Genomic DNA, 25,551 nt, shown 5'->3' with positions numbered 1-25,551 from the left:
TCGTCTCGGTCTTCGGGTCGGTCATCGCGGTTCTCCGTCAGGCGGGCCTCTCATAGGGGCCGGTGCGGGATGGGTGCTGCTGATAGATATGGCACTCCGGGCGTTCGTTCAGGGCCTGAAGCACCGGGGCAAGGCGGGCTTCCCAGGCGGCGACGCCGTCCTCGTCGGCAATCAGGTCCTGCCGGACTTCGATGAGCGCATGGGCAAGGCCAGGTACCATGCAGTGGCGGTAGAGCGTATCCCCGCGCAGCGCCCCGTCATAGGGCTCGTTGTCGCCGACCATCACGTCACCCGGTGCGGCGAGCGCCTCGATCAGGGGCGCGACGGCGCGGGCATCCGTGTCCCAGAGCACGCTGACATGCCAAGGGCGGGCAACACCCTTCCAGTGCGGCGTGAAGGAATGGAGCGAAATGACGAGCGGCGCCGTGCCCGACGCCGCCGCAACCTCTGCAATCATGACGGCGACGGCGTGGTGATAGGGGCGGTGGAAACGCTCGAGCCGTCGCTCGCGCTCGCCGGCCGGCAGCGGGTGGTTGCCGGGAATGATGGCGCCGTCGGAGATTCGCATGATGAGAGTCGGATCGTCCTCGCCGCGATTGGGGTCGATCAGGAGGCGCGAGAAACGCGAGAGCACGGCCGGAACGCCGAGTCGGGCGGCCAGACGCCGGGTCAGCGGCTCGACGCCGATGTCGTAGGCGATGTGGCGGGCGAAAGCCTCCCGGGGCAGGCCGAGACTGTCATAGTCTTTCGGTACATGATTCGTGGCGTGATCGGCCAGAATCAATAGGCCACGCGCTTTATCGCCCTCGATTGCCTCATAGGCCGCCGTGTCGTTAACCATTCCCTTCGATCCTGCTGTCATCTGTGCCATGATGCTGACGCGGTCTGATCGCATGCGTCAGGTCAGACCGCAAGACTGGGCGGGAAACGAGGGCGGCGCGACTGGTTTCCTGTCATATAAATCGATTAGATTTCACGTTGACATTCGGGGCGGCGCGTCGCAAAACGTCCTGGGCAAATCGGAGCGGAGCCCCCTTGAAAGCCGTGACTATCAAGACGTCCTTCACGATGCGCATGCGCGGCCTGTCCTTCGGCTGCATGATTCTTTCGGTTTTTGCGCTGGCCGCCCCGCTCTTTGCCGCCAGCCCGGCGCGGGCCGATTTCAGGGTTTGCAACGGCACGCAGAACCTCGTCGGTGTGGCGATCGGCTATCGCGCCAAGGAAGGCTGGGTGACGGAAGGCTGGTGGCAGGTACCGGCGACGACCTGCGCGACCCTCATCGAGGGCGAGCTGCAGTCGCGCTACTACTACCTCTATGCGGAGGATGCCGCGCGCGGCGGGCGCTGGACCGGCGACGTGCAGATGTGCGTGGCAGAAAACGAGTTCAAGATCACCGGGGTCCAGGACTGCTTTGCCCGCGGCTTCCAGCGCATGGGCTTCAAGGAATATGACACGGGGCGGCAGGGCAGCTGGATGGTTCAGCTCTCCGATACCCCCGGCAGCACGCAGGAAAGCAACTGATGAGACGCAACAGGAAAGCCAAGATCCTCGCCACGCTCGGGCCCGCCTCCAGCGAGGAAGCCATGATCCAGAAGCTGCATGAGGCGGGTGCGGATCTCTTCCGCATCAATATGAGCCATGCCAGCCATGATCTCATGCGCACGCTGATCCAGCGCATTCGCGCCGTCGAGGCCCGCTGTGGCCGTCCGATCGGCATTCTCGCCGACCTGCAGGGTCCCAAGCTGCGCGTCGGCAAGTTTGCCGAGGGCAAGGTGGAGCTGAAACCCGGCCAGACCTTCACGCTCGACAGCAACGAAGCGCTCGGCGACGCCACCCGCGTTTTCCTGCCGCATCCGGAAATTCTCCAGGCGGTGAAGGCTGGTCACCGCCTGCTGATCGATGACGGCAAGCTGCACCTCAGGGCCGAAGAGGCCGATGGCAAGAGCATCGTCTGCACCGTCGTCTCCGGCACCAAGATCTCCGATCGCAAGGGCGTCAGCCTTCCCGATACGCTGCTGCCCGTCGGTGCGCTGACGGAGAAGGACCGCGCCGACCTCGACGCCGTTCTCGAAACCGACCAGGTGGACTGGGTGGCACTCTCCTTCATCCAGCGCCCGGAAGACCTTTCGGAAGTGCGCAAGGTGGCGCGCGGTCGCGTCGGCCTGATGTCGAAGATCGAAAAGCCCCAGGCCATCGAGCGTATCGACGAGATCATCGAACTCTCGGACGCACTGATGGTGGCGCGCGGTGACCTTGGCGTGGAAATGCCGCTGGAAGCGGTTCCAGGCCTGCAGAAGCAGCTGATCCGCGCCTGCCGCCGTGCCGGCAAGCCCGTGGTCGTCGCGACCCAGATGCTCGAATCGATGATCTCGGCGCCCGTTCCGACCCGCGCCGAAGTTTCCGACGTCGCGACCGCCGTTTTCGAAGGCGCCGATGCCGTGATGCTCTCTGCCGAATCGGCTTCCGGCGAATATCCGGTCGAGGCTGTCTCCACCATGGCGTCGATCGCCGAGAAGGTGGAACGCGACCCGCACTATCCGGGCATCATCTACGCCCAGCGCACGCCGCCGGAAGCCACTGGTGCGGACGCCATCTCGCTTGCGGCCCACCAGATCGCCGAGACGCTGAAGCTGTCGGCCATCGTCTGCTACACGGCGTCGGGCAATACGGGCCTTCGCACCGCGCGTGAGCGTCCGCAGGTGCCGATCATTGCGCTGTCGCCGGTCATCCAGACGGCGCGCCGCCTGTCGGTGGTCTGGGGCACGCATTGCGTGGTCACGGAGGATGCCTCGGACCTCGACGACATGGTCAACCGCGCCTGCCGCATCGTCTCCACCGAGGGTTTCGGCCAGCCGGGCGACCGCATCATCATCTCCGCTGGCGTGCCGCTGCGCACGCCCGGCGCGACGAACATGCTGCGCATCGCCTATATCGGCTCGGACGGCATCAGCGGCGTCTGAGGCGCTTCAGCATCATTGTCCAATCGAGGCCGTCGCGGTCTCATCGGCAAGGCGGGCTCCGGCCCGCCTTGCCAGCATCTGGAGGTCGCGATCCTTGCCCGCCACCTTCTCGATGGCGGCGACCGCCACGTCGGTTGCCATGTAATCCGGCTTGTGGCCGAGATGGGCAATCCACACCAGTTCCGAACCCTTGATGTCGCGGGCGAGACCGCGCGAATGGATGTCGGCGAGAACCACGTCGTCGCTGTCACCGGTGATGATGACGGTCGGCGCTGTGATCGCGGGATATTGCGGGGCAACGCGGGTGACATAATCCAGCAGATTGGCGATGTCGGTCGCATTGTTGCGGAAGGTATCGGGTCGCAGCACCAGTTGCGGGGCGGTCTTGGCGACGTAATCGGCCGGCGGCGTGTTGGGAGAAAAGACCGCGCTGGAAATCGTGTCGAGCAGCGCCAGGCCGGCCGGCGTTGCGATCGCATTGGTAAAGAGCCAGCCGATCACGGGGGTGCTGGCGACCTGATAATACCAGGTGATGCCGCCTGGCCAGGGATGGGTAGCGGGTGAGAGGAAGACGAGGCCTTCCACCCGCTCCGGATGGCGCAGCGCGAAACTGGCGACGACGGCGCCGGCAAAGGAGTGGCCGACGATGATCGCCTTCTCGATACCGCGCTTTTCCATCAGCCGCGCGATGGCATCGGCCTGTCCGTCCGGCCGGGCATTTTCCGGCCCGCCGCGCTCGGAAAAGCCGTGGCCGGGACGGTCGACGAAGAGCATCTCGGCGCGGCCCTCGAGCGCCGGGCGGAAGGGCGTCATCTGGTCCAGCATGTTGCCGCTGGCGCCGTGGATGAAGACGATCGGCGGCAGGTCGGCAGCGGGGCCGGCAGGCACCAGCACGCTGTTCATGTTGAAGCCGCCGACGTCGATGCGCTGACCGGGATCAGGGGCCGATGCGGTCAGCTGGCGCGCCTCCCACTGGCTGAAGAGAATGGCGGTACCGACGGCAAGCGCGATGACGAAAAGGGTAATGGCGAGGATCTTGAGCATGGGGTCTCTACGCGGGAGGTCACCATTTGGACCTTTCGCAAGCCGCAGCGATGCATGCAAGCTGTTCGTGGAAACGGCGCTTCGAATAGCATCGCTTCAGGTGCGACTGCCGGCCAGTTTCTCCTCGAGGTCGCCGACCTGCTTCTGTGCGTTGCGTTCGGAGGGATAGACGGCGAGGAACTGTTCCCAGGCCTTCAGCGCCAGTTCGTCCTTGCCGGCGTCGGAAAGGATTGCGGCCATGCCGGCGAGAGCGCCGAAGTGGCGCGGCTCAAGGGCGAGAACGCGGTTGATGTCGGACATGGACTTGCGGAAATTGCCCATCTGATAATGCAGCGTGGCGCGGCGGTTCCAGCCCTCCACATAGTCTGGGTCAAGGATCACGACCTGATCGAACAGGTCAAGGGCGGCGCCGTTGCGCTTTTCCGACACGGCCTTCTCGGCCCATTGCATAAGCAGATTGATCGAGGCGCTGCCCGAATCGGCCCACTCCATACGAATGCGGTTGGCGATCGCGGTGGCCTTGGTGTCGTCGCGCGCGCGCTTCAACTCGGCGAACAGCCCGTCAAGCTTCTCCTTGGGCGAGGTCAGCGCGGCGACCGCAGGTGTCTCCCCAGCCGTCTGGGCGAGAAGAGGGGTGGCCGTGAGGGCCAGAGAAAAAGCGAGAATCGACAAAAAGCTTCGGCGCATGGTCGGTAGGGTACCGCGCCATGCGCCGAAGGCAATTCACAAAATCTTTTCGGACGGCGATTTCAATGAACCGCCAGACGCAACCTCAGCCCTGGCGGGCCTTGAAGCGCGGGTTTTCCTTGTTGATGATGTAGATGCGACCCTTGCGGCGGACCAGGCGGTTCGCGCGGTGGCGGGTCTTCAGCGACTTCAGCGAATTCTTGATCTTCATTGGTCTGGTCCGCGTATTCGTGGGGCCTAACGTCGTCTGCGACGCGGGGCCTTCATGTCTGACATTCAAAAGCGCACCTCACGCACGCTTCCAGGTTGGGCAGGCTGATAACCCGGCGGTTTTCGTGTGTCAACCATGTGAACCGGCTTTTCGGCTAAAACCCCCTGTGTTGCAACAGGTTCAGCGCTGCCCGGATGTGCTCGCCGTGAGCCACGTGACGTGGCCCATCTTGCGGCCGGGGCGGGCTTCGGCCTTGCCGTAGAGGTGGACGAGCGCGTCCGGGCGGGAAAGCCAGATCGGCACATCGTCGATTTCGTCGCCGATGAGGTTCTGCATCACGCAGTCCGAATGGCGCGCCCCGTTGCCGAGCGGCAGCCCGGCGACGGCGCGGATGTGCTGTTCGAACTGCGAGACCACGCAGGCCGCTTCCGTCCAGTGACCGGAATTGTGGACGCGCGGGGCAATCTCGTTGACGATCGGCTCGCCGCTGGCCAGCACGAAGAACTCGACGCCGATGACGCCGACATAGTCGAGGGCAGCGAGAATCGCCGCCGCGGCCGCCTTGGCCTTGTCGGCGGTGTCGGGGCCAAGCGTTGCGGGCAGGGTCGAGCGGTAGAGAATGCCGTTGCGGTGTTCGTTCTCGGCCGGATCGTAGGCGACGATCGCGCCATCAACCGAGCGGGCCGCGATGATCGAGATCTCGCGTTCGAAGGGCACGAAGCTCTCGAGAATGAGAGGCACGCTGCCGAGGCTCGTAAAGGCGCCGGTGGCGCTGTCGGCTGCGGAGCGAAAGACCTTCTGCCCCTTGCCGTCATAGCCGAGCCGGCGGGTCTTCAGGACGCCCTGTCCGCCGAAGGCCGCAAGGGCGGCTTCGAGGCCGGCCTGATCGTCCACTTCGCGGAAGTCGGCGGTGGCGATGCCGCAGTCGTTGATGAAGCGCTTTTCGGTGACGCGGTCCTGCGCGACCGCCAGCGCCTTTGCCGGCGGATAGACGGGGCGGGTCGCGGCCAGCCGTTCGGCGGCGCTGACGGGCACGTTCTCGAATTCATAGGTGACGATGTCGCATTCGGCGGCCAGCCGATCGAGAGCGGCCGGATCGTCATAGGCGGCGGTGATCTGCGCATTGGCGACCTGGGCGGCGGGGCAATCGGCCTGCGGCTCCAGAATGATCGTCCTGAAATTCAGCCGGGCGGCCGCAATGGCGAGCATGCGGCCCAGCTGGCCGCCGCCGATGATCCCGATGGTCTTCATGTGGTCAATCCTGATATCTCAGCCGTCTACCGGAAATTCGGCCACGCTGTCGGTCTGCGCGCTGCGCCAGTCGTCGAGACGCTCGGCAAGATCCTCGTCCGTCAGTGCGAGGACCGCGGCGGCCAGCAGCGCGGCATTGACGGCCCCGGCCTTGCCGATGGCGAGCGTGCCGACGGGAATGCCGGCGGGCATCTGCACGATGGACAGAAGGCTGTCCTGGCCCGAGAGCGCTTTCGACTGAACGGGAACGCCGAAGACCGGCAGCGGCGTCATGGAGGCGCACATGCCGGGCAGGTGGGCTGCGCCGCCGGCGCCTGCGATCACCACCTTGAAGCCCTCGGTCTTGGCGCCCTTGGCAAAGGCCACGAGGCGGTCTGGCGTGCGATGTGCCGAAACGATGCGCGCCTCATATTCGATGTCGAGGGCTTCCAGCGTGTCGGCTGCATTCTTCATGGTTTCCCAGTCGGACTGGCTTCCCATAATGATGGCGACGGGCGGCGTGAGGCGGTCTTGCACGATGGGCAGCTCCTCGTCAGGCGATGATGTCGGGGATGATCTGGTCCTCGATCTTGATGATCTTGTCCTTCAGAATCAGCTTCTTCTTCTTCATGCGCTGGATGCGCAAGGCGTCACAGCCGACCTGGATCATCGCATTGATGGCCGCATCGTAATCTTCGTGCTCCTGGCGAAGACGAGCGGCTGTCAGTCTGAGTTCGGCCTGATCCTGATCCGGCATGCGTATTCCCCGTCATACAACCGGTGGCGGTTGGCCCGCCATCCGACGTCCATTCATGAGCCGCTCTAACATGAAGGCGTGGTAACGGGAAGTTATCCGTTGCCACGAAATCGCCTTCGACAAATGAAAAATAGCGTGGCACTCTTTCAGTGCCATAAACCGGAACATCCGGCCTTTGAAAATTGCCGGATGCAAAACAAAGGAAGGGATTGCTCATGACCATTGAGGCTCATCTTGCAACGCTTGAACGGAAGCACGGCGCTCTGGAGAGGGAACTGAACGAGGCCCTCGCCCATCCGTCTTCCAGCGACCGCGACATCGCGACCCTCAAGCGGCGGAAGCTGCGCATCAAGGACGAGATCGAGAAGATCCGTAGCTCGGTCCACTGATCGACGCCTGACCTCAAAGGGATGAGGAGGCCGCCCGAAAGGGAACGCATGAGACCTGATCGGCCAGTCGCCGGTCATCAAAGCAAAGCGTTTCCGGTGAAGATGGCGGCCGGACCCCAAAAACCGGGATTGCGTAACAGAGTTTGGCCTTGTCCCCGAGCGCCGGTGCCTTTTGGTACCGGCGTTTGCGTTTACAGGGATTGGCGAGGGGCGACCCTACCAGAATTGGTCCAGCCACAGGGTCAGCGGCTTGAAGCCGTCCTTGTTGATCGCATAGATCCGGCGCGTGCCCTCGGCGGTGACCGAGACCAGATTGCAGTCGAGCAGGGTCTTGAGGTGCTGCGATACGGCCGGACGGCTGATGGGCAAGCCATCGGCAAGCTCATTCACCGTTCGAGGCGAACGGCGAAGCTCTTCCAGAAGATGGCGGCGATTGGGATCGGCAATGGCGTCAAATTGAGTGGGAGCGGACATGGGGTGACGCGAGGTCATCTCCTTGTAATTTCGTTATCAGAAATATTTTACGGTACAATGGAACTTTCGTTTATGCTAAAAGAGCTTCTTCGCGGACGTTCGTCAAGTGCCCGAAATAAGGGTCATCGCAAGAAAGCCGTCCATGAGCAGTTTCAACCCGGCGATGAAGGCCATGATGTACATGAACGGATAAAAGATACTTGGCTTCATGCGCTTGACGATAAGGGAGCCCGTGAAGGTTGCGAGGGCGGCAAGCGGGAAGAGTGTGACGGACGTGGTGAGGTTGGTGGTGTTGAGCTGGCCGAGCGCCGCATAGGGTAAGATTTTCACGACATTCAGGATCGCGAAGAAGCGGACAATGGCTCCGGTATAGGCGCGCGGCGGCAGGCGCAGTGGTAGGCCGTAAATCTGAAAGAACGGCCCGCCGGAATGGGCGACGAAGCTGCCATAGCCGGCGCCGAGACCGAGCAGGGCGGCCAGTGGCCAGCTGTGACCACGTGCCTTCGCCTGCACCCCTTGCCGGGCCCGCCAGAGGGTGAAGGCGTAGCGCAGCACGAAACCGACGGTGATGGCGCCGATGATGAGCCGCAGCGCATCGCGCGGCACCTGTGCGGCGGTTATCCAGCCGATGGCGATGCCGACAAGCGCGCCCGGTAGCATCATCAGCAGCGTGCGCCGGTCATTGTCGCGGCGCCAGGCCCAGAGCGACACGCCATCCATAACGATGAGGATCGGCAGGAGGAGCGCTGCGGCCTCGACCGGCGAGGTGACGAGGGAGAGGATGGGAACGCCCATCAGGGCCAGCGCCTCGCCCATGCCGCCTTTCGCCATTCCCACAAACAGCACCGCGATGGCGGCGACGAGGTAGAAGGTGAGGTCGTTCGACATGGGCGGTGTTGATCCTTGGCTGCGCTCGGTCTATCGCTTTTCCCGCCCGGTGGCGAGCGGCGTGCTTGCTGGCCCGGGAATAGATTGCCCGAAGGAAGGGCGCGAGCGGCGTGTGGTTGTTTTCCCGCCGGTCGCAACGGCATAGGCCAGAGCAGGACGGAAAGACATGGCTTCAGACACGCGGTGCCGGCTGGTGCTGATCGCTCCTGGCGGAGAGAGCGCGGCGGAGCGCGCGCAGCGCGTGGCGGATGCGTTGCGCGGTGGTGACGTCGCCTCGGTGATCATTCCGCGGCTCGGGTTGAATGACAGCGATTTCCAGGCCCACGCCGAGGCCATCGTTCCCGTGGTGCAGGCGGCCGGTGCCGCGGCGCTGGTGGAGGGCGACAGCCGGATCGCGGGGCGGGCCCGCGCCGACGGGCTGCATCTGGCCGAGCGCGCCGAGGTGCTGGCCGAAGCGGTCGAAAAGCACGCGCCGAAGCTGATCGTCGGTGGCGGCAATGCCCAGACCCGGCATGATGCGCTGGAAATCGGCGATGCCCAGCCGGACTACGTGTTCTTCGGCAGGCTCGACGGCGACATAAAGCCGGAGGCGCATTCCAAGAACCTCGCGCTCGCTGAATGGTGGGCGGCGATGATCGAAATTCCCTGCATTGTCATGGGCGGTACCTCGATCGAGAGCGCGCTGGCGGTGGCCGAGAGCGGGGCGGAATTCGTGGCGCTGCGCGAGGCGGTGTTCGGCGAGCCGGGGCGGGCCGCGAGCGTCGTTGCGGAGGTTAATGCCTTGCTTGACGAAAAAGCGCCACGGTTTGAAGATTAGTCGGGACATGTCGAACCGCCACGTCCGTCATTTGCGACTGCTGTCCCTGATGATTCTGTCTGCCGTCCTGGCGGGCGCAGCAGGCGTTGCACGTGCCGAAGATCCGCTGCAGGAGTTCCAGCCCGTTGAAAAGCGCGGCCGTATCACCCCCTTCAACGGCGCGGCGCCGCTTGAGACGGGCAAGGCGGGCAGCGGCGATTCCGGGCAATTGCCGGCCGGCGAACTCCAGCCGATGGCGAAGGGTGAGACGGGCGCGCCGGTGGATGGTGCGGCCCCGTCCGAAGGCGTCACGGTCTTCGAACGCATGGGCGCGGAACTTCCGCCTCTGCCGGCGGAAAAACCCTTTGAGGGCAAGCCGGACGATGCCTACGGCGCCTTCCAGCGCGGCTATTACCTGACGGCCATGGGCCTTGCCCTGCCACGGGCGCAACTCGGCGACCGGGCAGCGCAGACTTTGGTCGCGGAAATCCTCGATTCCGGTCTCGGCGTGAAGCGGGACCCGAAGGCCGCGGCCTTTTGGTACGAGCAGGCCGCCAATGCCGGCGATCCCTCCGCCATGTTCAAGTTTGCGGTGTTGCTGATGGAGGGACGCGTCGTGCCGCGCGATCCCAAGCGTGCTGACGAACTGATGAAGAAGGCGGCCGATCTCGGCAATGCTTCTGCGCAGTTCAACCATGCCCAGACCCTGACGGCCGACATGCCCGGCGAAAAGGGCCTGAAGGCGGCGCTGCCCTATTATCGCAAGGCGGCCGAGCAAGGCATTGCGGATGCGCAATATGCGCTCTCGCAGATCCTCATCAATGTCGACGGCATTCCCGAAGACGAGAGGGCCACGGCGCGTGACTGGCTCGCTCGGGCAGCCATGGCCGGCTACGACACTGCGGAGCTTGATCTGGCGCTCTGGATGATCGACGGCATTGCCGGCGAGCGCAATCTGGAGGCGGGGTTCCGCTGGATGCGCCGGGCCGCCGAGGGCGGGAATGTGGTGGCGCAGAACAAGCTTTCGCATCTCTACATCAATGCCATCGGCACCCGTCAGGATCCGGTCGAGGCGGCGAAGTGGTATGTGCTCTCGCGCCGCGCCGGCCTGCAGGATCCCCAGCTCGAAGATTTCTATCTCGGCGTCAGCGACGAGGTGCAGAAAAAGGCGCTGATGGCGGCGAACCGGTTCCGGCGCAGCTGACTGTCTTTGTCGATCCTTGCGCGTTCACCTTCTTGGCCGAAAGAGGCACCTGAAAGGACGTGCGCGCCCGGGTAGCGCGCGTCCGGACTTGAATTGCCGCAGATTTTGTGGTCTGAAGCGCCACTTCCGAAAATCCTCGTCGGCAGGGATGCACGCTCCATGGCCTGCGCAAGCCTATGATCGGGTGATTTCGGTCCGGATGGCGGCGCCATAGTGCCCGGCATCGGTTTTCCGGCGCAGCGACCCTCTCGCCCCGCGCCGGCGATTTTTGAAGCTGCCGTCGTCTTTTGTTCGCGGGTCCGATGCCGGACCCCGGCCATTTTCCTGCGGCAGCCAAGTCAGGATGATCCCGGCGCCACGGCCGGAGGCACGAACAAGGAAAGATGAAATGGCACGCTCAGCCCTTCTCAACGTCATGGTCCAGGCCGCCTTCAAGGCAGGCAAGTCGCTCGCGCGCGATTTCGGCGAGGTCCAGGCGCTGCAGGTTTCCATGAAGGGCCCCGGCGACTATGTCGCCACCGCCGAACGCAAGGCGGAGAAGATCATCCGCGAAGAACTTCTGAAGGCCCGCCCGACCTACGGCCTCGAAGGCGGCAAGGGCGAGGATATACAGGGCACCGACGGCTCGCACCGGTGGCTCGTCAATCCGCTCGACGGCACCACCAACTTCCTGCACGGCATTCCCTACATCGCCACCTCGATCGCGCTCGAGCGCCAGGGCGAGATCGTCGGTGCCGTCATCTTCAATCCGGCCACGGATGATCTTTACACCGCGGAAAAAGGCGGCGGCGCCTTCCTCAATGATCGCCGTATCCGCGTCGCCGCCCGCAAGGCGCTGTCGGATGCCGTCATCGGCGTGCACACGCCCCATCTCGGCCGCGGCCACCACGGCAATTTCCTGATCGAGCTTCGCCACGTCATGGGCGAAGTGGCCGGCGTGCGCTCCTTCGGCGCGGCCTCGCTCGACCTTGCCAGCGTTGCCGCCGGCCGGTTCGACGGCTTCTGGGAGCGGCAGATCACGGCGGGCGACATGGCGGCCGGCCTCTTGCTGGTGCGCGAGGCCGGCGGTCTTTCGATGGACATGGATGGCGGTGCCCGCCCGATCGACACCGGCTCCGTCATCGCCGGCAACGAGGCTATCGTGAAGGCGCTGCGGGACGTTCTGCACCGTCCGCTGCCGACCCGGTAATCCGGGAAAGAGAGGGGGGTGAGGGCGTCCGATGGCTGTCCTCACGGCCTCATCCGACCTCCCAGCGCCCTCTCCCATGCGGGCAGGACGCGTTCGGGGCGACGCGCACGCTCCGTGCATCTTCCGGTGCAAGCACCTTTTGCGGCCACGCTTTTCCCTTCAATTCGACGCGAAGTTGATCTAGTGTCCCGGCAGTTCCGGGACGGGGCGCACGGTGCTTTGCGGCATTGTCTTCGTGCTGGTGCGGGGAAGGGGCTTTGCCCCTTCGCGCCATTCTGCCGGAATGGCGGGCAGCATGCCGGTGCGCAGTGGAGACGATGGGCCTATGGCAAGAATGCGGGTTGCGGCGGCGGACAGCGCAGAAACGGTTCCGTCAGATATCCACAAACTGTCCAGTCCCATGCCGTTTTTCTGGACGATGGTGATCTTCCTGATCATCGTCGGCTTCGTGGCGGCCATCCTGTTTCGTCAGGCGCAGACAGCGTTTCTCAGCAATCCCGGGCTCAATGGCCTCATTCTCGGCGTGCTGCTGATCGGCGTGCTGCTGGTCTTCAGCCATGTCCTCAATCTGCGCCCCGAAGTGCGCTGGTTCAATTCCTTTCGCGCGGCCGGAAGCGCCGACAAGGTGGGCCGTGATCCGGTGCTGCTGGCGCCGATGCGAGCGTTGATCGGCCGGCGCCATGCCATGGCGATCTCCACCGCCGCGCTGCGTTCCATTCTCGATTCGATCGCGACCCGCCTCGACGAATCGCGCGATACGTCCCGCTATCTCATCGGCCTTCTCGTCTTCCTCGGCCTGCTCGGCACCTTCTGGGGTCTGCTTGGCACCATCGGCTCGATCAACACGGTCATTCAGTCCCTCGATATCGGCTCGGGCAGCACGGAGGATGTGCTTGCGGCCCTGAAGACCGGCCTTTCCGCACCGCTGACGGGCATGGGCACAGCTTTCTCCACTTCGCTCTTCGGTCTTTCCAGCTCGCTGGTTCTCGGCTTTCTCGATCTGCAGGCCGGTCGCGCGCAGAGCCGCTTTTATACCGAGCTGGAAAACTGGCTCTCCTCGGTGACGGATGTCGGCTCGGACCATGCGCCGGCCATCGATACGACCCGCCTGCCGCCGCATGAATCGCTGGAGCGGCTCACCGACCAGTTGACGCGCATGAACCAGGATGGGGCCACCAACATGCGCACCACGGCCGCCATGGCGAGCCTTGCCGAGGGCATTCAGGGGCTGGTGAAGAACATGCGCAGCGAACAGCAGATGCTGCGCGACTGGATCGAGGCGCAGCAGGAGGAATCCCGCGCCATGCGCAAGACGCTCGACAAGCTGGCGGCCCGCATCGGCGAGCCGGAAACCGGCCGCCGTCGCGGCGACGATCCGAAGAAGGATTGAGCCGATGGCGCTCTCACGCCGGGGCCGACGCGAACGCGGGGTCGATTACTGGCCGGGCTTCGTCGATGCTCTGTCGACTCTCCTCCTGTCCATCATGTTCCTCCTGTCGGTCTTCGTCATGGCGCAGTTTCTGCTGGGCCGGGAGATCAATGACAAGGACGAGGTGCTGACGCGGCTCAACAGCCAGATCAACGAACTGACCCAGCTTCTCGCCCTCGAAAAGAGCGGTCGGCAGGATATTGAGGATACGCTGGCCAATCTGCAGGCGTCCCTCACCACCTCAGAGACGGAACGGTCGCGGCTGCAGGCGCTGCTTGACCAGGGGGCCGGCAGCAACTCCGCCGCCGAGAAGCGGATCGGCGACCTGACGGGCCAGCTCGATACGGAAAAGCAGGCTTCGGCACGGGCCATGAGCCAGATCGAGCTGCTCAACCAGCAGATCGCGGCCCTGCGCAGCCAGATCGCGGCCGTCGAAAGCGCCTTGCAGGCGTCCGAAGCCAAGGACGATGCCTCGCAGGCGAAAATCGCCGATCTCGGCCGCCGCCTGAATGTGGCGCTGGCCCAGCGCGTGCAGGAGCTCAATCGTTACCGCTCCGACTTCTTCGGCCGACTCAGGGAAATCCTGTCGGATCGCGAGAATATCCGCATCGTCGGCGATCGCTTCGTCTTCCAGTCCGAAGTCCTGTTTCCCTCCGGCGGCAACGAACTGAACCCGGCTGGCCAGGTCGAGATGGAAAAGCTCGCCACCGCCATCCTCGATCTTGCCAAGGAAATTCCGTCCGAAATCAATTGGGTGCTGCGCGTCGATGGCCACACGGACAACGTGCCGCTGTCGGGAACCGGCAAATATGCCGATAACTGGGAGCTGTCGTCGGCGCGCGCGACATCGGTCGTGAAGTTCCTCATCTCGAAGGGCGTTCCGGCCGACCGGCTTGTCGCCGCCGGATTTGGCGAGTTCCAGCCGATCGCGCCCGGCGATACGCCGGAGGCGCGGGCACAGAACCGCCGCATCGAGCTGAAGCTGACGGAAAAATAACGGATCCGCCATCACGGGCGGAGCCGGCGGGAGGGCTTTTAGCCATGATGTGTGACGTGCTTGTCATTGGCGCCGGGCTGGCCGGTCTCGTGACCGCGACCGTCGCGGCCGAACGTGGACGCAAGGTCATCGTGGTCGATCAGGAAGGCGAGCAATCGCTGGGCGGGCAGGCCCACTGGTCGCTCGGCGGGCTCTTCCTCGTGAATTCGCCCGAGCAGCGGCGCATGGGCATCCGTGACAGCCATGAACTCGCCTATCAGGACTGGATGGGAACGGCGGGCTTCGACCGCGAGGAGGATTACTGGCCGCGCCTTTGGGCCGAGGCCTATCTCGACTTTGCCACGAACGAGAAGCGGGCCTGGCTGAACGGCATGGGCGTCGGCTTCTTTCCCGTCGTCGGCTGGGCCGAGCGGGGCGGCGGGCTGGCCCATGGCCATGGCAATTCCGTGCCGCGTTTCCATCTGGCCTGGGGCGCCGGGCCGGCCGTCGTCGAGCCCTTCATCCGCCGTGCCCGCGAGGCGGAAAGCCGTGGACAGATCCGTTTTCGCTTCCGCCACCGGGTGGATGAACTCCTGACCTTCGATCGCACCGTGCTCGGGGTGCGCGGGGCGGTGCTGCGGCAGGACGCGGCGCCGCGCGGGGTGCGCAGCAATCGCGACATCGAGGGCGATTTCGAAATCACGGCAGGCGCCATCGTCGTCGCCTCCGGCGGCATCGGCGGCAATCACGAGGCGGTGCGCCGTCACTGGCCCACGGCGCGGCTCGGGCCCGCGCCGCGCCGCATGGTCAGCGGCGTTCCCCACCATGTTGACGGGCGCATGGTGGAGATCGCTTCGCGGGCGCGTGGCTCGCTGATCAATGCCGATCGCATGTGGCACTATTCGGAAGGCTTGCGGAACCACGATCCGATCTGGCCGAACCACGGGATCCGCATCCTGCCGGGTCCTTCATCCTTCTGGTGCGATGCGGACGGAAACCGCTTCGACGCGCCCGCCATGCCGGGTTTCGATTCGCTGGCGACCCTGCGCGAAATCTGCCGTCGCGGCCACGACCACAGCTGGTTCATCCTGACGCGCGACATCATCAAGAAGGAATTTGCGCTTTCCGGCTCGGAGCAGAACCCGGACCTGACCGGCAAGAATATTGGCCTTCTCTTGAAACGTCTCGGTCGGGGACTGCCCGGACCGGTTCAGGCCTTCCTCGACAAGGGCGAGGATTTCGTCGTGCGCGAGCGGCTGGAAGACCTCGTGGTCGGCATGAATGCGCTGACGGGGGAGGCGAGGATCGACCTGCGCCGCCTGCGCGGTCAGATCGAGGCGCGCGACCGGGAGATCGCCAACCGCTTCTCCAAGGATGCGCAGGTCACGGCCATCCATGGCGCGCGCGGCTATCTTGGCGACCGGCTGATGCGTACCGCCCGTCCGCACCGGATCCTCGATCCAAAGGCGGGTCCCCTCATTGCCGTGCGTCTCAACATTCTCACGCGAAAGACGCTCGGTGGGCTCCAGACGGATCTGACGGGCCGTGTGCTGGAACTCTCGGGCGAGCCAGTGCCGGGACTTTACGCGGTCGGAGAGGCCGCCGGCTTTGGCGGTGGCGGCATGCATGGTTACGCGGCGCTCGAGGGCACCTTCCTCGGCGGCTGCCTGTTTTCCGGCCGCGTCGTCGGCCGTTCGGTATAAACGGGCCTCACTGCGCGGCGGGAATTTCCCGGAGGTCCGCCTGATGGTCGAATTGCAGGCGGGCGAGCTTGGCATAGAGGCCGCCCTGCCGCGACAGGGAGGCATGGGTGCCTTCCTCGACGATCCGTCCATTGTCCATGACGAGGATCCGGTCGGCCTTCAGCACCGTTGCGAGCCGGTGGGCGATGACGAGGGTGGTGCGCTGGCGGATGAGGCCATCCAGCGCGCGCTGCACCAGCACTTCGCTTTCGGCATCGAGGGCCGACGTGGCCTCATCGAGCAGCAGCACGGGTGCGTCCTTCAGGATGGCGCGGGCAATGGCAATGCGCTGGCGCTGGCCGCCGGACAGCGTCACGCCGCGTTCGCCGACGGAGGTGTCGTAACCCTCCGGAAGGCGGGCGATGAACTCTTCGGCCTGGGCAGCGCGTGCGGCGGCTTCCACCTCGGCATCGCTGGCGCCGGGGCGGCCGAAGGCAATGTTGTCGCGGATGCTGGCGGCAAAGATCGTCACGTCCTGCGGTACGATGGCAATGCGGCGGCGCAGCGCCTCGGGGTCGGTCTCGCGAATATCGAGCCCGTCGATCGTGATGACGCCGGATGTGGGATCGTAAAAGCGCATCAGCAGCGCAAAGAGCGTGCTCTTGCCCGCGCCGGAGGGACCGACGATGGCCACGGTTTCCCCCGGGCGAACGGCAAAGCTCATGCCTTTGAGGCTCGGCGCATCCGGCCGGCTCGGATAGTGGAAGGTGACGGCGTCGAAGGCGAGCGCGCCGGTGGCCGGTTCAGGCAGGGTGGCGGGGCTGGCGGGCGCGGCGATGGCCGGCTCCTCGCGCAGGAGTTCGCCAAGACGCTCGGAGGCGCCGGCCGCCTGGGCGAGTTCCCCCCAGACTTCCGAGAGCGCGCCGAGACCGCCGGCGGCAAAAACGGAATAGAGCAGGAACTGGCCGAGATTGCCGGCCGTCATGGTGCCGGCCAGCACGTCATGCGCGCCGAACCAGAGCACCGCCACGACGCTGCCGAAGATCATGGTGATGGCGAAGGCCGTCAGCACGGCGCGGGCGCTGATGGCGTCGCGGGCCGCGGCAAAGGATTGTTCGACGGCGCCGCCGTACCGGGCGCGGGCTGCGGCTTCGGCGTTGAAAGCCTGCACGGTGCGGGCGGCGGCAATCGCTTCGCCCGCATAGGCGGAGGCCGATGCCAGCGTATCCTGCGCGGCGCGGGAGCGGCGGCGCACGGAGCGGCCGAAGCCGACCAGCGGGAAGACGATGAGCGGGATCGCCACCAGCACGAGGCTCGACAGTTTCGGGCTCGTATAGACCATCATGGCGATGGCGCCGAGACAGAGGATGAGATTGCGCAGGGCGAGCGAGGCGGTGGCGCCGACGGCCGATTTCAGCTGCGTGGTATCCGCCGTCAGCCGCGAGACGATCTCTCCGGACTGGTTCATGTCGAAGAAGCCGGGGGAAAGGCGCGTGACGTGGTCGAAGACATCGCGCCGGAGGTCAGCCACGATGCGCTCGCCAAGCGTGATAACGAAGAAGTAACGCGCCGCGCTCGCCAGTGCCAGAACGATGGCCAGAACCATCAGCATGGCGAAATAGGTGTTGATGAAGCCTGAGTCGGACTGGGAGAAGCCGTGGTCGATCATGCGGCGCACGGCCATGGGCAGCGTCAGCGTGGTGATCGCGGCGAGCGTCAGCGACACGAGTGCGCCGATGGCCAGCAGGCGGTAGCGGCCGATATAGGGCAGCAGGTTGGCGAGCGGTCGGATCGACCGCTGGCCGCTCGGTCTTGCTTCTCTTTCGGCCACGGCAATCCTCGGCGTCTCAGCCGCAAAGAGCCCTGAAACTCTTGATACGCGGCACTTGTTATCCCACAGACCATCATGTATAGGCACGGCATCAAATTGGGAAGCCGTCGCCGATGGCGGTCTGCGGCTTCATTACGTGTTTGGCCCGTCCGTCGCAATGGCTTGCGACAATTGGCCCCCAGAGCTGCAGGAAGAGTGCGATGAAGGCGAATATCCATCCCGACTACCACATGATCAAGGTCGTCATGACCGATGGCACCGAATACCAGACCCGCTCGACCTGGGGTTCTGAAGGCGCCACCATGAACCTCGAAATCGACCCGACCTCGCATCCGGCCTGGACCGGTGGCAACCAGCAGATGCTGGACCGCGGCGGTCGCGTTTCCAAGTTCAACAAGCGCTTCGGCGGCCTCGGCCTCTGATCCGCCTGCGACTGCAAGACCTTTCGAAAAGCCCGGCCTTCGCGCCGGGCTTTTTGTTTGCTGCCGACCCGAACCGCCCTGGCGGCCGCCCCATACGAAAAAGCCGCCGGATCGTTGGATCCCGGCGGCTCTCGTCAGAGCGATGCGGTGCGTGCTCAGCTACGGCTGAAGGCCGTCTGGAGCAGGTTGAGTTGCGCCTTCACGGCGTTCTCGTTGTCGGCGACGATCTCCGCCTCCTCATTGGGGCGGTAGATCTCGCGGTCGAGAATGGCAACGCGGTTTTGCAGACGGAGGGAGCGTTCGATGAGATCGCGAAACGCCTCCGGTAGGTCGGCCCAGCCGGGCGCATTGCGATCGACATTGAAGCTGTCGAGGCGAACCTTGTTTTTTTCCGACAGCACCTGGTCGCGGCTCATTTCGCCATTGTTCACGGCACGCTGCAGAAGCAGCCAGGAGGCCATCTGCATCAGACGCGTGGTGAGACGCATCGATTCTGCTGCGTAAAGCACGGAAGCCATGCGCGGAAGCACCTTCGAGGCGGCACGGCCCGGGCCGTCCAGATAGCTCGCGGTTTCCTCCACCAGACCCATGCCCTCTGCATAGAGTGCACGGAACTGCGCGGACGATGCCACGTGCCCGGCAAAGCTCACGGTGTTCAATCCTCGTTCCGACATGCTTTGACTTCCTCGGTTATCACGCATCACTCACCAAACCTAACGGACGAAAGCCTTAAAGGTTTCCGTCTCGCTTGTGGGTGGAGAATGATCACTTAACGGATTTCACGCAAGGACATTCTTAATAGAAGGTTAATCTCCACAATTCCCTTACCTGAAGGCGAAATGATGGCACAGGCCACACGCTTGCGTGAACAAAAAAAGAGCCGCGAAAAGCGGCTCTCAAGGTAAAACAGGGAGAAAAATCAGACCACTCGCCAGAAGGTGAAATTGTCTGAACCCGGTAAAGACCGGATGTTCACAACTATCGGTGATGACGCTTAATATTTGGTAAACAAAGCGTCATGCCCGTGCTGTTTCGGGAAAGCTTCTTAATGTTAACGGCTGACTGATTCGCTTTTCCTGCGTCGCCGATCCTTGGTTCAGCGCAGACTCAGCGAAACAGGCCTTCGGCGGCAGAGCGGGAGGCGCGCTTTTTCGCCATCTCGGCCTCCAGCCGCTCGATCTCCGCTTTCAGCAGGCCGATGCGCTCTTGAAGTTCGTCGGCGGATATGAGCGAGAGGTCGGCGCCGATCTCGTGACCGGGACGTTTCGGTTTGGTCGCTTCCTCGTCAAAAAGACCCATGGCTTCTCTCCCTTCCTGTCGTCGTGTCGTGTTCTCAGGATCGGTTCGGATCGTTGGACGGCGTCGTGCCCGCGGCCGGATCGTCGGGCGCGTCGGTGCTGACATGCGCCGGCAACTCGTCGGGCATGGCAGCCGGCGCCTGCGATGCGGGCGGCGCGCCCATCTCGCCTGCGGCGGCCTTGTCGCTTGGTCCGCTCGGTTCGGCCATCGCCTGGGCATCGTGCTCCTCGCTGAAGGGCGCAGCGCGAGGCGAGAGTTGCAGGCTTTCCGGCGTCGTCATCATGCCGGGGTTGACGGCGGAATAGGCGTCGCGTTCTGCGGCCGGGATCGGCGCGCGGCGACGGCTGCGGAAGATGGCATAGGCGGCCACGACGAGATGGGAGGCGGCGGTGATCATGAAGAGGCCGTAGGGTCCGGCCGCCGTCATCACCGGGCCGCCGATGGTGGGGCCGATAATCGTGCCGATGCCGTAGAGCAGCAGCAGGCCGCCGGAAACCTTCACAAAGTCCTCGGGCTCGGCGAAGTCGTTGGCGTGGGAGACGGCGATCGGATAGAGCGCGTTCGCCATGGCGCCGTAGATGGCGATGAGCGTCAGGAGCAGCGTGACGTTCGCGGGCTCGACGAGGAAGATCAGCAGGCCGGCGACGGCTCCAATGGCCGCAAGTGCGGAGAGCACATAGCGCCGGTCCGTCATGTCGGAGAGGCGGCCGGCCGGAAACTGCATGGCGGCGCCGGCGAAGATGGTCACGCTCATCATCAGCGCGACGGTGCTGTCCGACAGGCCGGCCTGGCGACCGAAGACGGCGCCGAGCGTACCGAAGGCGCCGTTGGCGATGCCGACCATGAGGATGCCGAGGAAGGAGACCGGCGAATTGCGGTAGAGGGCGCGAAGGTCGAGCTTCACCTGTTTCAGCGGCTGCGGCGACTGGGCGTTCGACAAGAGCGTCGGCATCATGGCGAGGCAGTAGAGAATGCCGCAGATCATGAAGAAGGTGGCGGCGCTGGTATCGCCGAAGGGGATCATCATCTGTCCACCGACGACGCCGAAGAGGGTGATGGCGATGTAGAGGGAGAAGATCGCGCCGCGGCTTTCATTGGTGGCGCGCTCGTTCAGCCAGCTCTCGATGATCATTGAGGTGCCGGCGGTGGAGAAGCCCGTGACGGCACGCAGCACGACCCACCAGACAGGATCGACGAGCAGGCCGGTCAACAGCGCGATGATCGCGATCAGCGAGGTGAAGCCGGAAAAGGCCCTGACATGGCCGATGCGCTTGACGAGGGTCGGCGCCAGCAGGCAGCCCGCCACGAAGCCGGTGGCCCAGGATGTGCCGAGCAGGCCGAGCAGCGTGGTGGAATAGCCTTCCGTCGTGCCGCGAACCGGCAGCAACAGTCCGTGCAGGCCGTTGCCGAGAAAGAGGAAGAGGGTGCCGAGCAGAAGCGCGGCGACGGGCAACAGGTTGTTTTTCATATCTGGTCCGCCTCGTTTCCGGATGGGGCAAGGGTTACCTAGCGCATCTTCGCCGTGAGCGGAATCCACTTTGCGTCGCTGGCGGTCAAGTCGAGGGAAAGCCGTGGCATTGACGCCATGGCGTCTTCGCGCGGCCCCTATCTCAAGGCCACCGGCAGGGCTATGACAGTAGGATCAACCTTTGCGAAATGCGATTCGACCATGCACAAAGTCATGCCGCTCCTGCTGCTTCTGGTGATGGCACTGCATCTCGTGCGGCCGATCGGCCTGCCCGGTCTGAAGCGGCGCAGCGATTTCTGGAAGATTGCCGTTGCCGCCATCGTTGCGATGATGCTGACGGTGCTGATCCGGCCGTAGCCCGGAACGGTCACCACCCGCAGCAGTGCCTAAACGGTGATGAAACCCTCCATGACGGCAACGCTGCTGCCGGCAATGGTGATGGCGCCAACCTTTCCATCCCGCTTGTCGGCTGTCACGTGGATGATGCTTTCCCGGCCCATTTCCACACCCTGGCGGATGGTGATCTCCAGCGTCGCATCCGGGCGCGGGTCGAGGCTGGCGAGAAGGGCGCCGAGCGCGCCGGAGGCGCTGCCCGTGGCGGGATCTTCCGGAATATTGTCGAGCGGGGCGAACATGCGGGCGCGGATCGACAGGGACGCGCTGGCCGGCTTCTCCTCGCGCACATAGAGAAAGACGGGGAAATGATCGGTATCCTCGGAATAGGCGGCCTGTGCCGAACGGGAGGCGGCCGTATCCGGCACGGCGGCGGCCAGCGAGTCGAGGCTCTCCAGTTCAGCCACAGCGAATTTGAGGCCGACCGAAGCGAAGACCGGGGCGTGGTTCACGGTGCGGATCGCGGCCGGGTCCAGACCGGCGGCCGCCGCGAACGTATCGACGGCAATCGCGCTGCCGAGCGTCAGCGGCTGCGGCGCTGTGATGCGCGTACCGATGAGCGCGCCATCGTCCCGCTTGAGGATCTCAACGACGACGAGGCCGGCGCGTTCCTCGAAGCGCAGCGTATCGGGGAGGGTTCCGGTCTCGGCCGCGATGCGCTCGGCGACGACCTGTGCCGTGCCGACATTGGGATGGCCGGCAAAGTCGATTTCCATGGTCGGCGTGAAGATCCGCACCTCGGCCGTATTGGCAGGGTCTTTCGGAGGCAGGATGAAGGTCGTTTCGGAATAGCCGAACTCTGCGGCGATTGCCTGCATCGTCGCGGTGTCGAGCCCGCTCGCATCGGTGATGACCGCCAGCGGATTGCCGCCGAAGCGGGTGGTGGTAAAGACATCAAGGGTCACGAAGGGGATCTTGGGCACGGGCGGCTCCTTTCATTGCAAGGGCCTTTTGTAGTGCCGTGATCGGGCCCGCCGGAACGGGAAAACTTGTCAGTATGACAAGAATGGCCGCGCTTTGGGCAAGGCATCCCCGAGGCTCGTGTATAGCCCGGGGATGATGCAGGTCGGTCGACGGGACTTGCTTCTCTGGCGAGATCCGGCGCCCTCAGGCCGAGAGCTTGGCCATCACTTCATCGGAGACTTCGAAGTTCGAATAGACGTTCTGCACGTCGTCATCGTCCTCGAGCGTGTCGATGAGCTTCATCAGCGACTGCGCCTTTTCCTCGTCGACGGGAACGGTGTTCTGCGCCTTCCAGATGATCTTGACGGTCTCGGCTTCGCCGAGCGTCGCTTCGAGCGCCTTGGAGACTTCGCCAAGGGCTTCGAAACCGCAGATGATCGTGTGGCCATCCTCGTCGGTCGTCACGTCGTCGGCGCCGGCCTCGATGGCGGCTTCCATGACGGTGTCGGCGTCGCCGGCCGACAGCTTGTAGACGATTTCACCGACGTGATCGAAGGAGAAGGAGACCGAGCCGGTTTCGCCGAGCGCGCCGCCGGCCTTGGAGAAGGTCGAGCGCACGGAGGAGGCGGTGCGGTTGCGGTTGTCGGTCAGCGCTTCCACGATGACGGCGACGCCGCCCGGGCCGTAGCCCTCGTAGCGCACTTCGTCATAGCTCTCGCCGTCCGCGCCCGACGCCTTCTTGATGGCGCGGTCGATATTGTCCTTCGGCATGGACTGGGCCTTGGCGTTCTGGATCGCCAGACGCAGGCGCGCATTCATGGCGGGGTCCGGAAGACCCGCCTTGGCAGCGACGGTGATTTCGCGCGCCAGCTTGGAAAACATTTTCGAGCGCACCGCGTCCTGACGGCCCTTGCGGTGCATGATGTTCTTGAACTGTGAATGACCGGCCATGACGCCCTCTGCTATGCCTGCCCTGTGTGGAGTGTGGCGGGCCTTATAGGACCCTTGCCGCCATTCGTCCAGCCGATGCCCGCTTTTTCAGCGCTTTGCGGCCCGGTAAGGCATGGAAGACGGCTCACTGTGCTTCGATGCGCCTGCGCGACAGGAACATGCCATGGCCATCGTGCCGCTCGCAGGAAAGCCCGGTCCGCTCCGATGTGCAGCGGAAGGGGCCGGCCGTCCACGTCTCTCCATACTGCAGCACGAAACCGCCGCAGCACCCTTGATCGGAGACATTGCGGGACAGGACGCCCGGTCCGCGCGCCGACAGCGTGGCCCGGATATAACGTGGCTGGACGATGTCGCAGGAAAGCTCCGGACCGCCATCGGCCGGCATATAGACGCGGCTGCCGCCGGCCGGCGTATAGACGCAGCCAATATTGCCGGTGGGCGTCTGGAAGGCCTCGGGATCGGGCAGCGGCCTTGCCGTTCGCGTCACCTGTCCGGCGCCGGTATCGTTTGCCGCGCCATTGCCGGCGGGTGTCTTCGTCTCGCCCTCAGGCGCCGTGCCCATCCCGTCGGCCGTCGGCTGGCGTGGGGCGGGCGTACTCGCAGCCTCGGCCACACCGGCAAACATGCCAAGAACGATCAGGCCCATCGCCAGCCGCCGCACAGTCATCGTCATGCCGTCATCCCTCGGGCGCTGCGCGGCCAAGTGCCGCTCACACGCCCTTCAGGATATAAATCAGCGGCTTCTCTGGCAAGGTTCGCAGGGACACCGTGATGGTGGCGCTGTCGGCGAAGCGGTGATCGAAGCCAGAGCCGAACATGTCGAGGAACCGGTCGATCGGCGGTCCGCGCCGATGCATCGGCAAAATGAGCGCCGAGCGCAGCCGGGTCACCACACGGCTCATGCTGTCAGCGCCCATGGTCAGGCCGCCATCGACCGGCACCATGACGACGTCAAGACGGCCGATCGCGGCATAGTGGCTGTCGGTCAGTTCGTGATGCAGATGGCCGAGATGGCCGATGCACAGGCCCGCAACTTCGAAAATGAAGATCGAATTGCCATTCGCCTCCATCGCGCCGTAACCCGAGCGAATGTCGGTGGGCACATTGCGCACATAGGTGTCGCCCACCATCAGATGGTGCTCCGCCGCCTTGCCCGCCTCGCCCCAGCCGTGCAGCACATGCCGGATCGCCGGATCCGGTGTCAGCGTGTAGTGGCTGGAATGCGCCTTGTTCATGGTGGCGACGGTGGGGGCCGCCGCCGGGCGATGGTAGCCGTTGAAGTCGGTGGCGATGGAGATGCCGCCCGGCGTTTCGATGAGAAAGGTGGAGTGGCCGATATAGCTGATCGTTACCGCCTCGTTGGCGCGCGCCTGGGCCGGGATCACCGGCCATTGTCCTGGCGCCAGCGTAGCGAAGATCACGCCCGGCACCGTCCCGGCAATTGCCTGGCACTGGCTGACGGGGCGGCTTTCCGTGCGCGCCTGCGCGAAGGCGCGGTCGGTGGACAGAAGATGCAGGAAAACGATCGCGAGAAAAACATAGCCGAGATAGCGGATCATCACGGTTCTCTCCTATCCGACCGGCAAAGAACCGGTGAACCAGCCACCCATCATCAGTGCCCGAAGGATCAGCGAGAAGCAGGCCGCCGTAAAGCGGCAAGCCGGCCGGCATCGCTCATAAATGCGTGAAGAGGTCTCAAACGCGTGACGCTCCGGACGGTGAAGGGAACAAGCCGCCGCCAGACGCGTTCGCTTGTCAAACCCGCCCCGTACCCAAGCCATTCGGCAGACAACTAAGGGAGAAACCCGTGAGCAATCTCAGCAAGGCCCGCGAAAACCCGCGTCAGCAGCTTTTCGACCAGATCCACAGCATCCATGCCGGCATGCTCGGCGTCGAAGGCTCCGGCCTCCACATGCAGCCTATGGCGCCGTTCCTCGACGAACAGACGGCCACCGTGTGGTTCTACACCAAGACCAGCGCCGAGATTGTCAGCGCCATCGGCTCGGGTGGCCACGCGCATTTCTGCGTCGTCGGCAAGGACCACGATTACCATGCCTGCGTCGCCGGCCGCATCACCGTCACGAAGGATCCGGCGCGGATCGACCAGTTCTGGAACTCGGTCGTCGAGGCCTGGTTCGACGGCGGCAAGAACGACCCGGAGCTGACGATGCTGGCCCTGCGCATGGAAGATGCCGAGATCTGGGCCTCCACAGGCTCGTCGCTGAAGTTCGGCTGGGAAATCGCCAAGGCCAATCTTACCGACAGCGAGCCCGATGTCGGCGTGAAGACCCATGTCGTCTTCAACGACTCGCAGCGCGGCGCCGCGGCTCTCGATCCCCTTCGCCCTCAGATGATTTGATTACCCATG

The 25,551-nt window shown here is 64.5% G+C and carries 29 protein-coding genes and 1 pseudogene; 12 read left to right on the top strand and 18 right to left on the bottom strand.

What is annotated here, in order from left to right; translation table 11 throughout:
- Positions 1-37 precede the first annotated feature (37 nt).
- Positions 38-841, bottom strand: coding sequence for an N-formylglutamate amidohydrolase (locus F3H41_RS08465; RefSeq protein WP_149738101.1), 804 nt, complete (start codon positions 839-841; stop codon positions 38-40).
- Between the two features lie 257 nt (positions 842-1,098).
- Between F3H41_RS08465 and F3H41_RS08460 the strand changes: the two genes are divergently transcribed.
- Both F3H41_RS08460 and pyk read left to right on the top strand, forming a co-directional pair.
- On the top strand, positions 1,099-1,521 hold the full coding sequence (locus F3H41_RS08460; RefSeq protein ID WP_244616140.1) for a DUF1036 domain-containing protein: 423 nt from the start codon (positions 1,099-1,101) through the stop codon (positions 1,519-1,521).
- Complete coding sequence (gene pyk / locus F3H41_RS08455; protein ID WP_149738100.1) at positions 1,521-2,960, top strand: pyruvate kinase; 1,440 nt, start codon at positions 1,521-1,523, stop codon at positions 2,958-2,960. The genes F3H41_RS08460 and pyk overlap by 1 nt, the downstream gene beginning before the upstream one ends.
- 12 nt (positions 2,961-2,972) lie before the next feature.
- Here the strand turns inward: pyk and F3H41_RS08450 are convergent, their stop codons facing one another.
- From F3H41_RS08450 to F3H41_RS08425, 6 genes are all read right to left on the bottom strand, one after another.
- A complete protein-coding gene (locus F3H41_RS08450; RefSeq protein WP_149738099.1) occupies positions 2,973-4,004 on the bottom strand; it encodes an alpha/beta hydrolase in 1,032 nt (343 codons plus the stop codon).
- A gap of 96 nt (positions 4,005-4,100) precedes the next feature.
- Positions 4,101-4,691, bottom strand: coding sequence for a hypothetical protein (locus F3H41_RS08445; RefSeq protein WP_149738098.1), 591 nt, complete (start codon positions 4,689-4,691; stop codon positions 4,101-4,103).
- 85 nt (positions 4,692-4,776) lie between these two features.
- Positions 4,777-4,902, bottom strand: a complete 126-nt coding sequence (gene ykgO / locus F3H41_RS08440; protein WP_149738097.1) for a type B 50S ribosomal protein L36 — start codon at positions 4,900-4,902, stop codon at positions 4,777-4,779.
- Between the two features lie 180 nt (positions 4,903-5,082).
- Positions 5,083-6,153 (bottom strand): 5-(carboxyamino)imidazole ribonucleotide synthase, encoded by a 1,071-nt coding sequence (locus F3H41_RS08435; RefSeq protein ID WP_149738096.1) that lies wholly within the window; start codon positions 6,151-6,153, stop codon positions 5,083-5,085.
- 18 nt (positions 6,154-6,171) lie between these two features.
- Positions 6,172-6,633 (bottom strand): 5-(carboxyamino)imidazole ribonucleotide mutase, encoded by a 462-nt coding sequence (purE, locus tag F3H41_RS08430; RefSeq protein ID WP_149738281.1) that lies wholly within the window; start codon positions 6,631-6,633, stop codon positions 6,172-6,174.
- Positions 6,634-6,685: 52 nt separating this feature from the next.
- On the bottom strand, positions 6,686-6,889 hold the full coding sequence (locus F3H41_RS08425; RefSeq protein WP_149738095.1) for a DUF465 domain-containing protein: 204 nt from the start codon (positions 6,887-6,889) through the stop codon (positions 6,686-6,688).
- A gap of 215 nt (positions 6,890-7,104) precedes the next feature.
- Between F3H41_RS08425 and F3H41_RS08420 the strand changes: the two genes are divergently transcribed.
- Positions 7,105-7,278, top strand: a complete 174-nt coding sequence (locus F3H41_RS08420) for a DUF465 domain-containing protein (RefSeq protein ID WP_149738094.1) — start codon at positions 7,105-7,107, stop codon at positions 7,276-7,278.
- Between the two features lie 216 nt (positions 7,279-7,494).
- On the opposite strand, the gene F3H41_RS08415 is transcribed toward F3H41_RS08420, so the two are convergent.
- Positions 7,495-7,752 (bottom strand): metalloregulator ArsR/SmtB family transcription factor, encoded by a 258-nt coding sequence (locus F3H41_RS08415; protein ID WP_149738093.1) that lies wholly within the window; start codon positions 7,750-7,752, stop codon positions 7,495-7,497.
- A 102-nt stretch (positions 7,753-7,854) separates the two neighbouring features.
- Positions 7,855-8,640, bottom strand: a complete 786-nt coding sequence (locus tag F3H41_RS08410; protein ID WP_149738092.1) for a sulfite exporter TauE/SafE family protein — start codon at positions 8,638-8,640, stop codon at positions 7,855-7,857.
- 166 nt (positions 8,641-8,806) lie between these two features.
- Between F3H41_RS08410 and F3H41_RS08405 the strand changes: the two genes are divergently transcribed.
- From F3H41_RS08405 to F3H41_RS08395, 3 genes are all read left to right on the top strand, one after another.
- Entirely contained in the window at positions 8,807-9,457 is a 651-nt protein-coding gene (locus F3H41_RS08405) for a thiamine phosphate synthase (RefSeq protein WP_149738091.1), read from the top strand.
- A 7-nt stretch (positions 9,458-9,464) separates the two neighbouring features.
- Positions 9,465-10,640, top strand: coding sequence for a tetratricopeptide repeat protein (locus F3H41_RS08400; protein WP_149738090.1), 1,176 nt, complete (start codon positions 9,465-9,467; stop codon positions 10,638-10,640).
- Positions 10,641-11,028: 388 nt separating this feature from the next.
- A complete protein-coding gene (locus F3H41_RS08395) occupies positions 11,029-11,829 on the top strand; it encodes an inositol monophosphatase family protein (RefSeq protein ID WP_149738089.1) in 801 nt (266 codons plus the stop codon).
- Positions 11,830-12,009: 180 nt separating this feature from the next.
- Here the strand turns inward: F3H41_RS08395 and F3H41_RS21225 are convergent, their stop codons facing one another.
- A complete protein-coding gene (locus F3H41_RS21225) occupies positions 12,010-12,267 on the bottom strand; it encodes a hypothetical protein (protein WP_188129397.1) in 258 nt (85 codons plus the stop codon).
- Between F3H41_RS21225 and F3H41_RS08390 the strand changes: the two genes are divergently transcribed.
- From F3H41_RS08390 to F3H41_RS08380, 3 genes are read left to right on the top strand one after another with little or no spacing between them, the layout of a single operon-like run.
- Complete coding sequence (locus F3H41_RS08390; RefSeq protein WP_149738088.1) at positions 12,155-13,219, top strand: MotA/TolQ/ExbB proton channel family protein; 1,065 nt, start codon at positions 12,155-12,157, stop codon at positions 13,217-13,219. The two genes, F3H41_RS21225 and F3H41_RS08390, sit on opposite strands and share 113 nt — an antisense overlap.
- A gap of 4 nt (positions 13,220-13,223) precedes the next feature.
- On the top strand, positions 13,224-14,255 hold the full coding sequence (locus tag F3H41_RS08385; RefSeq protein WP_149738087.1) for a peptidoglycan -binding protein: 1,032 nt from the start codon (positions 13,224-13,226) through the stop codon (positions 14,253-14,255).
- Between the two features lie 44 nt (positions 14,256-14,299).
- A complete protein-coding gene (locus tag F3H41_RS08380; RefSeq protein WP_149738086.1) occupies positions 14,300-15,937 on the top strand; it encodes an FAD-binding dehydrogenase in 1,638 nt (545 codons plus the stop codon).
- 7 nt (positions 15,938-15,944) lie between these two features.
- Here the strand turns inward: F3H41_RS08380 and F3H41_RS08375 are convergent, their stop codons facing one another.
- Positions 15,945-17,747 (bottom strand): ABC transporter transmembrane domain-containing protein, encoded by a 1,803-nt coding sequence (locus F3H41_RS08375; RefSeq protein ID WP_149738085.1) that lies wholly within the window; start codon positions 17,745-17,747, stop codon positions 15,945-15,947.
- Between the two features lie 200 nt (positions 17,748-17,947).
- Here F3H41_RS08375 and rpmE point away from each other — a divergent pair, with 200 nt between their 5' ends.
- Positions 17,948-18,169 (top strand): 50S ribosomal protein L31, encoded by a 222-nt coding sequence (gene rpmE / locus F3H41_RS08370; RefSeq protein ID WP_149738084.1) that lies wholly within the window; start codon positions 17,948-17,950, stop codon positions 18,167-18,169.
- Positions 18,170-18,324: 155 nt separating this feature from the next.
- On the opposite strand, the gene F3H41_RS08365 is transcribed toward rpmE, so the two are convergent.
- From F3H41_RS08365 to F3H41_RS08355, 3 genes and pseudogenes are all read right to left on the bottom strand, one after another.
- A complete protein-coding gene (locus tag F3H41_RS08365; protein WP_149738083.1) occupies positions 18,325-18,843 on the bottom strand; it encodes a DUF1465 family protein in 519 nt (172 codons plus the stop codon).
- 433 nt (positions 18,844-19,276) lie between these two features.
- Entirely contained in the window at positions 19,277-19,468 is a 192-nt protein-coding gene (locus F3H41_RS08360) for a DUF1192 domain-containing protein (RefSeq protein WP_149738082.1), read from the bottom strand.
- 226 nt (positions 19,469-19,694) lie between these two features.
- Positions 19,695-20,936: pseudogene (locus F3H41_RS08355) on the bottom strand (MFS transporter); the annotation flags it as partial.
- Positions 20,937-21,137: 201 nt separating this feature from the next.
- Between F3H41_RS08355 and F3H41_RS21220 the strand changes: the two are divergent.
- Positions 21,138-21,293, top strand: coding sequence for a hypothetical protein (locus tag F3H41_RS21220; protein ID WP_188129374.1), 156 nt, complete (start codon positions 21,138-21,140; stop codon positions 21,291-21,293).
- 29 nt (positions 21,294-21,322) lie between these two features.
- On the opposite strand, the gene F3H41_RS08350 is transcribed toward F3H41_RS21220, so the two are convergent.
- The 4 genes from F3H41_RS08350 to F3H41_RS08335 all read right to left on the bottom strand — a co-directional run bounded on the left by F3H41_RS08350 (position 21,323) and on the right by F3H41_RS08335 (position 24,745).
- Positions 21,323-22,252 carry a PhzF family phenazine biosynthesis protein gene (locus F3H41_RS08350; protein WP_149738081.1) on the bottom strand — a complete coding sequence of 310 codons (930 nt, stop codon included), beginning with the start codon at positions 22,250-22,252 and terminating at the stop codon, positions 21,323-21,325.
- A 184-nt stretch (positions 22,253-22,436) separates the two neighbouring features.
- A complete protein-coding gene (locus tag F3H41_RS08345) occupies positions 22,437-23,183 on the bottom strand; it encodes a YebC/PmpR family DNA-binding transcriptional regulator (protein ID WP_149738080.1) in 747 nt (248 codons plus the stop codon).
- Positions 23,184-23,307: 124 nt separating this feature from the next.
- The gene (locus F3H41_RS08340) at positions 23,308-23,856 is read right to left on the bottom strand and encodes a hypothetical protein (RefSeq protein WP_210246647.1); all 549 of its coding nucleotides are present in this window, start codon (positions 23,854-23,856) and stop codon (positions 23,308-23,310) included.
- Positions 23,857-23,893: 37 nt separating this feature from the next.
- Positions 23,894-24,745 (bottom strand): MBL fold metallo-hydrolase, encoded by an 852-nt coding sequence (locus tag F3H41_RS08335; RefSeq protein WP_244616104.1) that lies wholly within the window; start codon positions 24,743-24,745, stop codon positions 23,894-23,896.
- 245 nt (positions 24,746-24,990) lie between these two features.
- Here F3H41_RS08335 and F3H41_RS08330 point away from each other — a divergent pair, with 245 nt between their 5' ends.
- A complete protein-coding gene (locus tag F3H41_RS08330) occupies positions 24,991-25,542 on the top strand; it encodes a pyridoxamine 5'-phosphate oxidase family protein (protein ID WP_149738079.1) in 552 nt (183 codons plus the stop codon).
- Positions 25,543-25,551 lie beyond the last annotated feature (9 nt).

Origin of the sequence: Rhizobium sp. RU20A, assembly GCF_900155885.1 — a bacterium.
Classification (GTDB): domain Bacteria; phylum Pseudomonadota; class Alphaproteobacteria; order Rhizobiales; family Rhizobiaceae; genus RU20A.
Note: the sequence above shows the minus strand (reverse complement) of the source record. Positions and strands in the feature narration are given on the sequence as shown.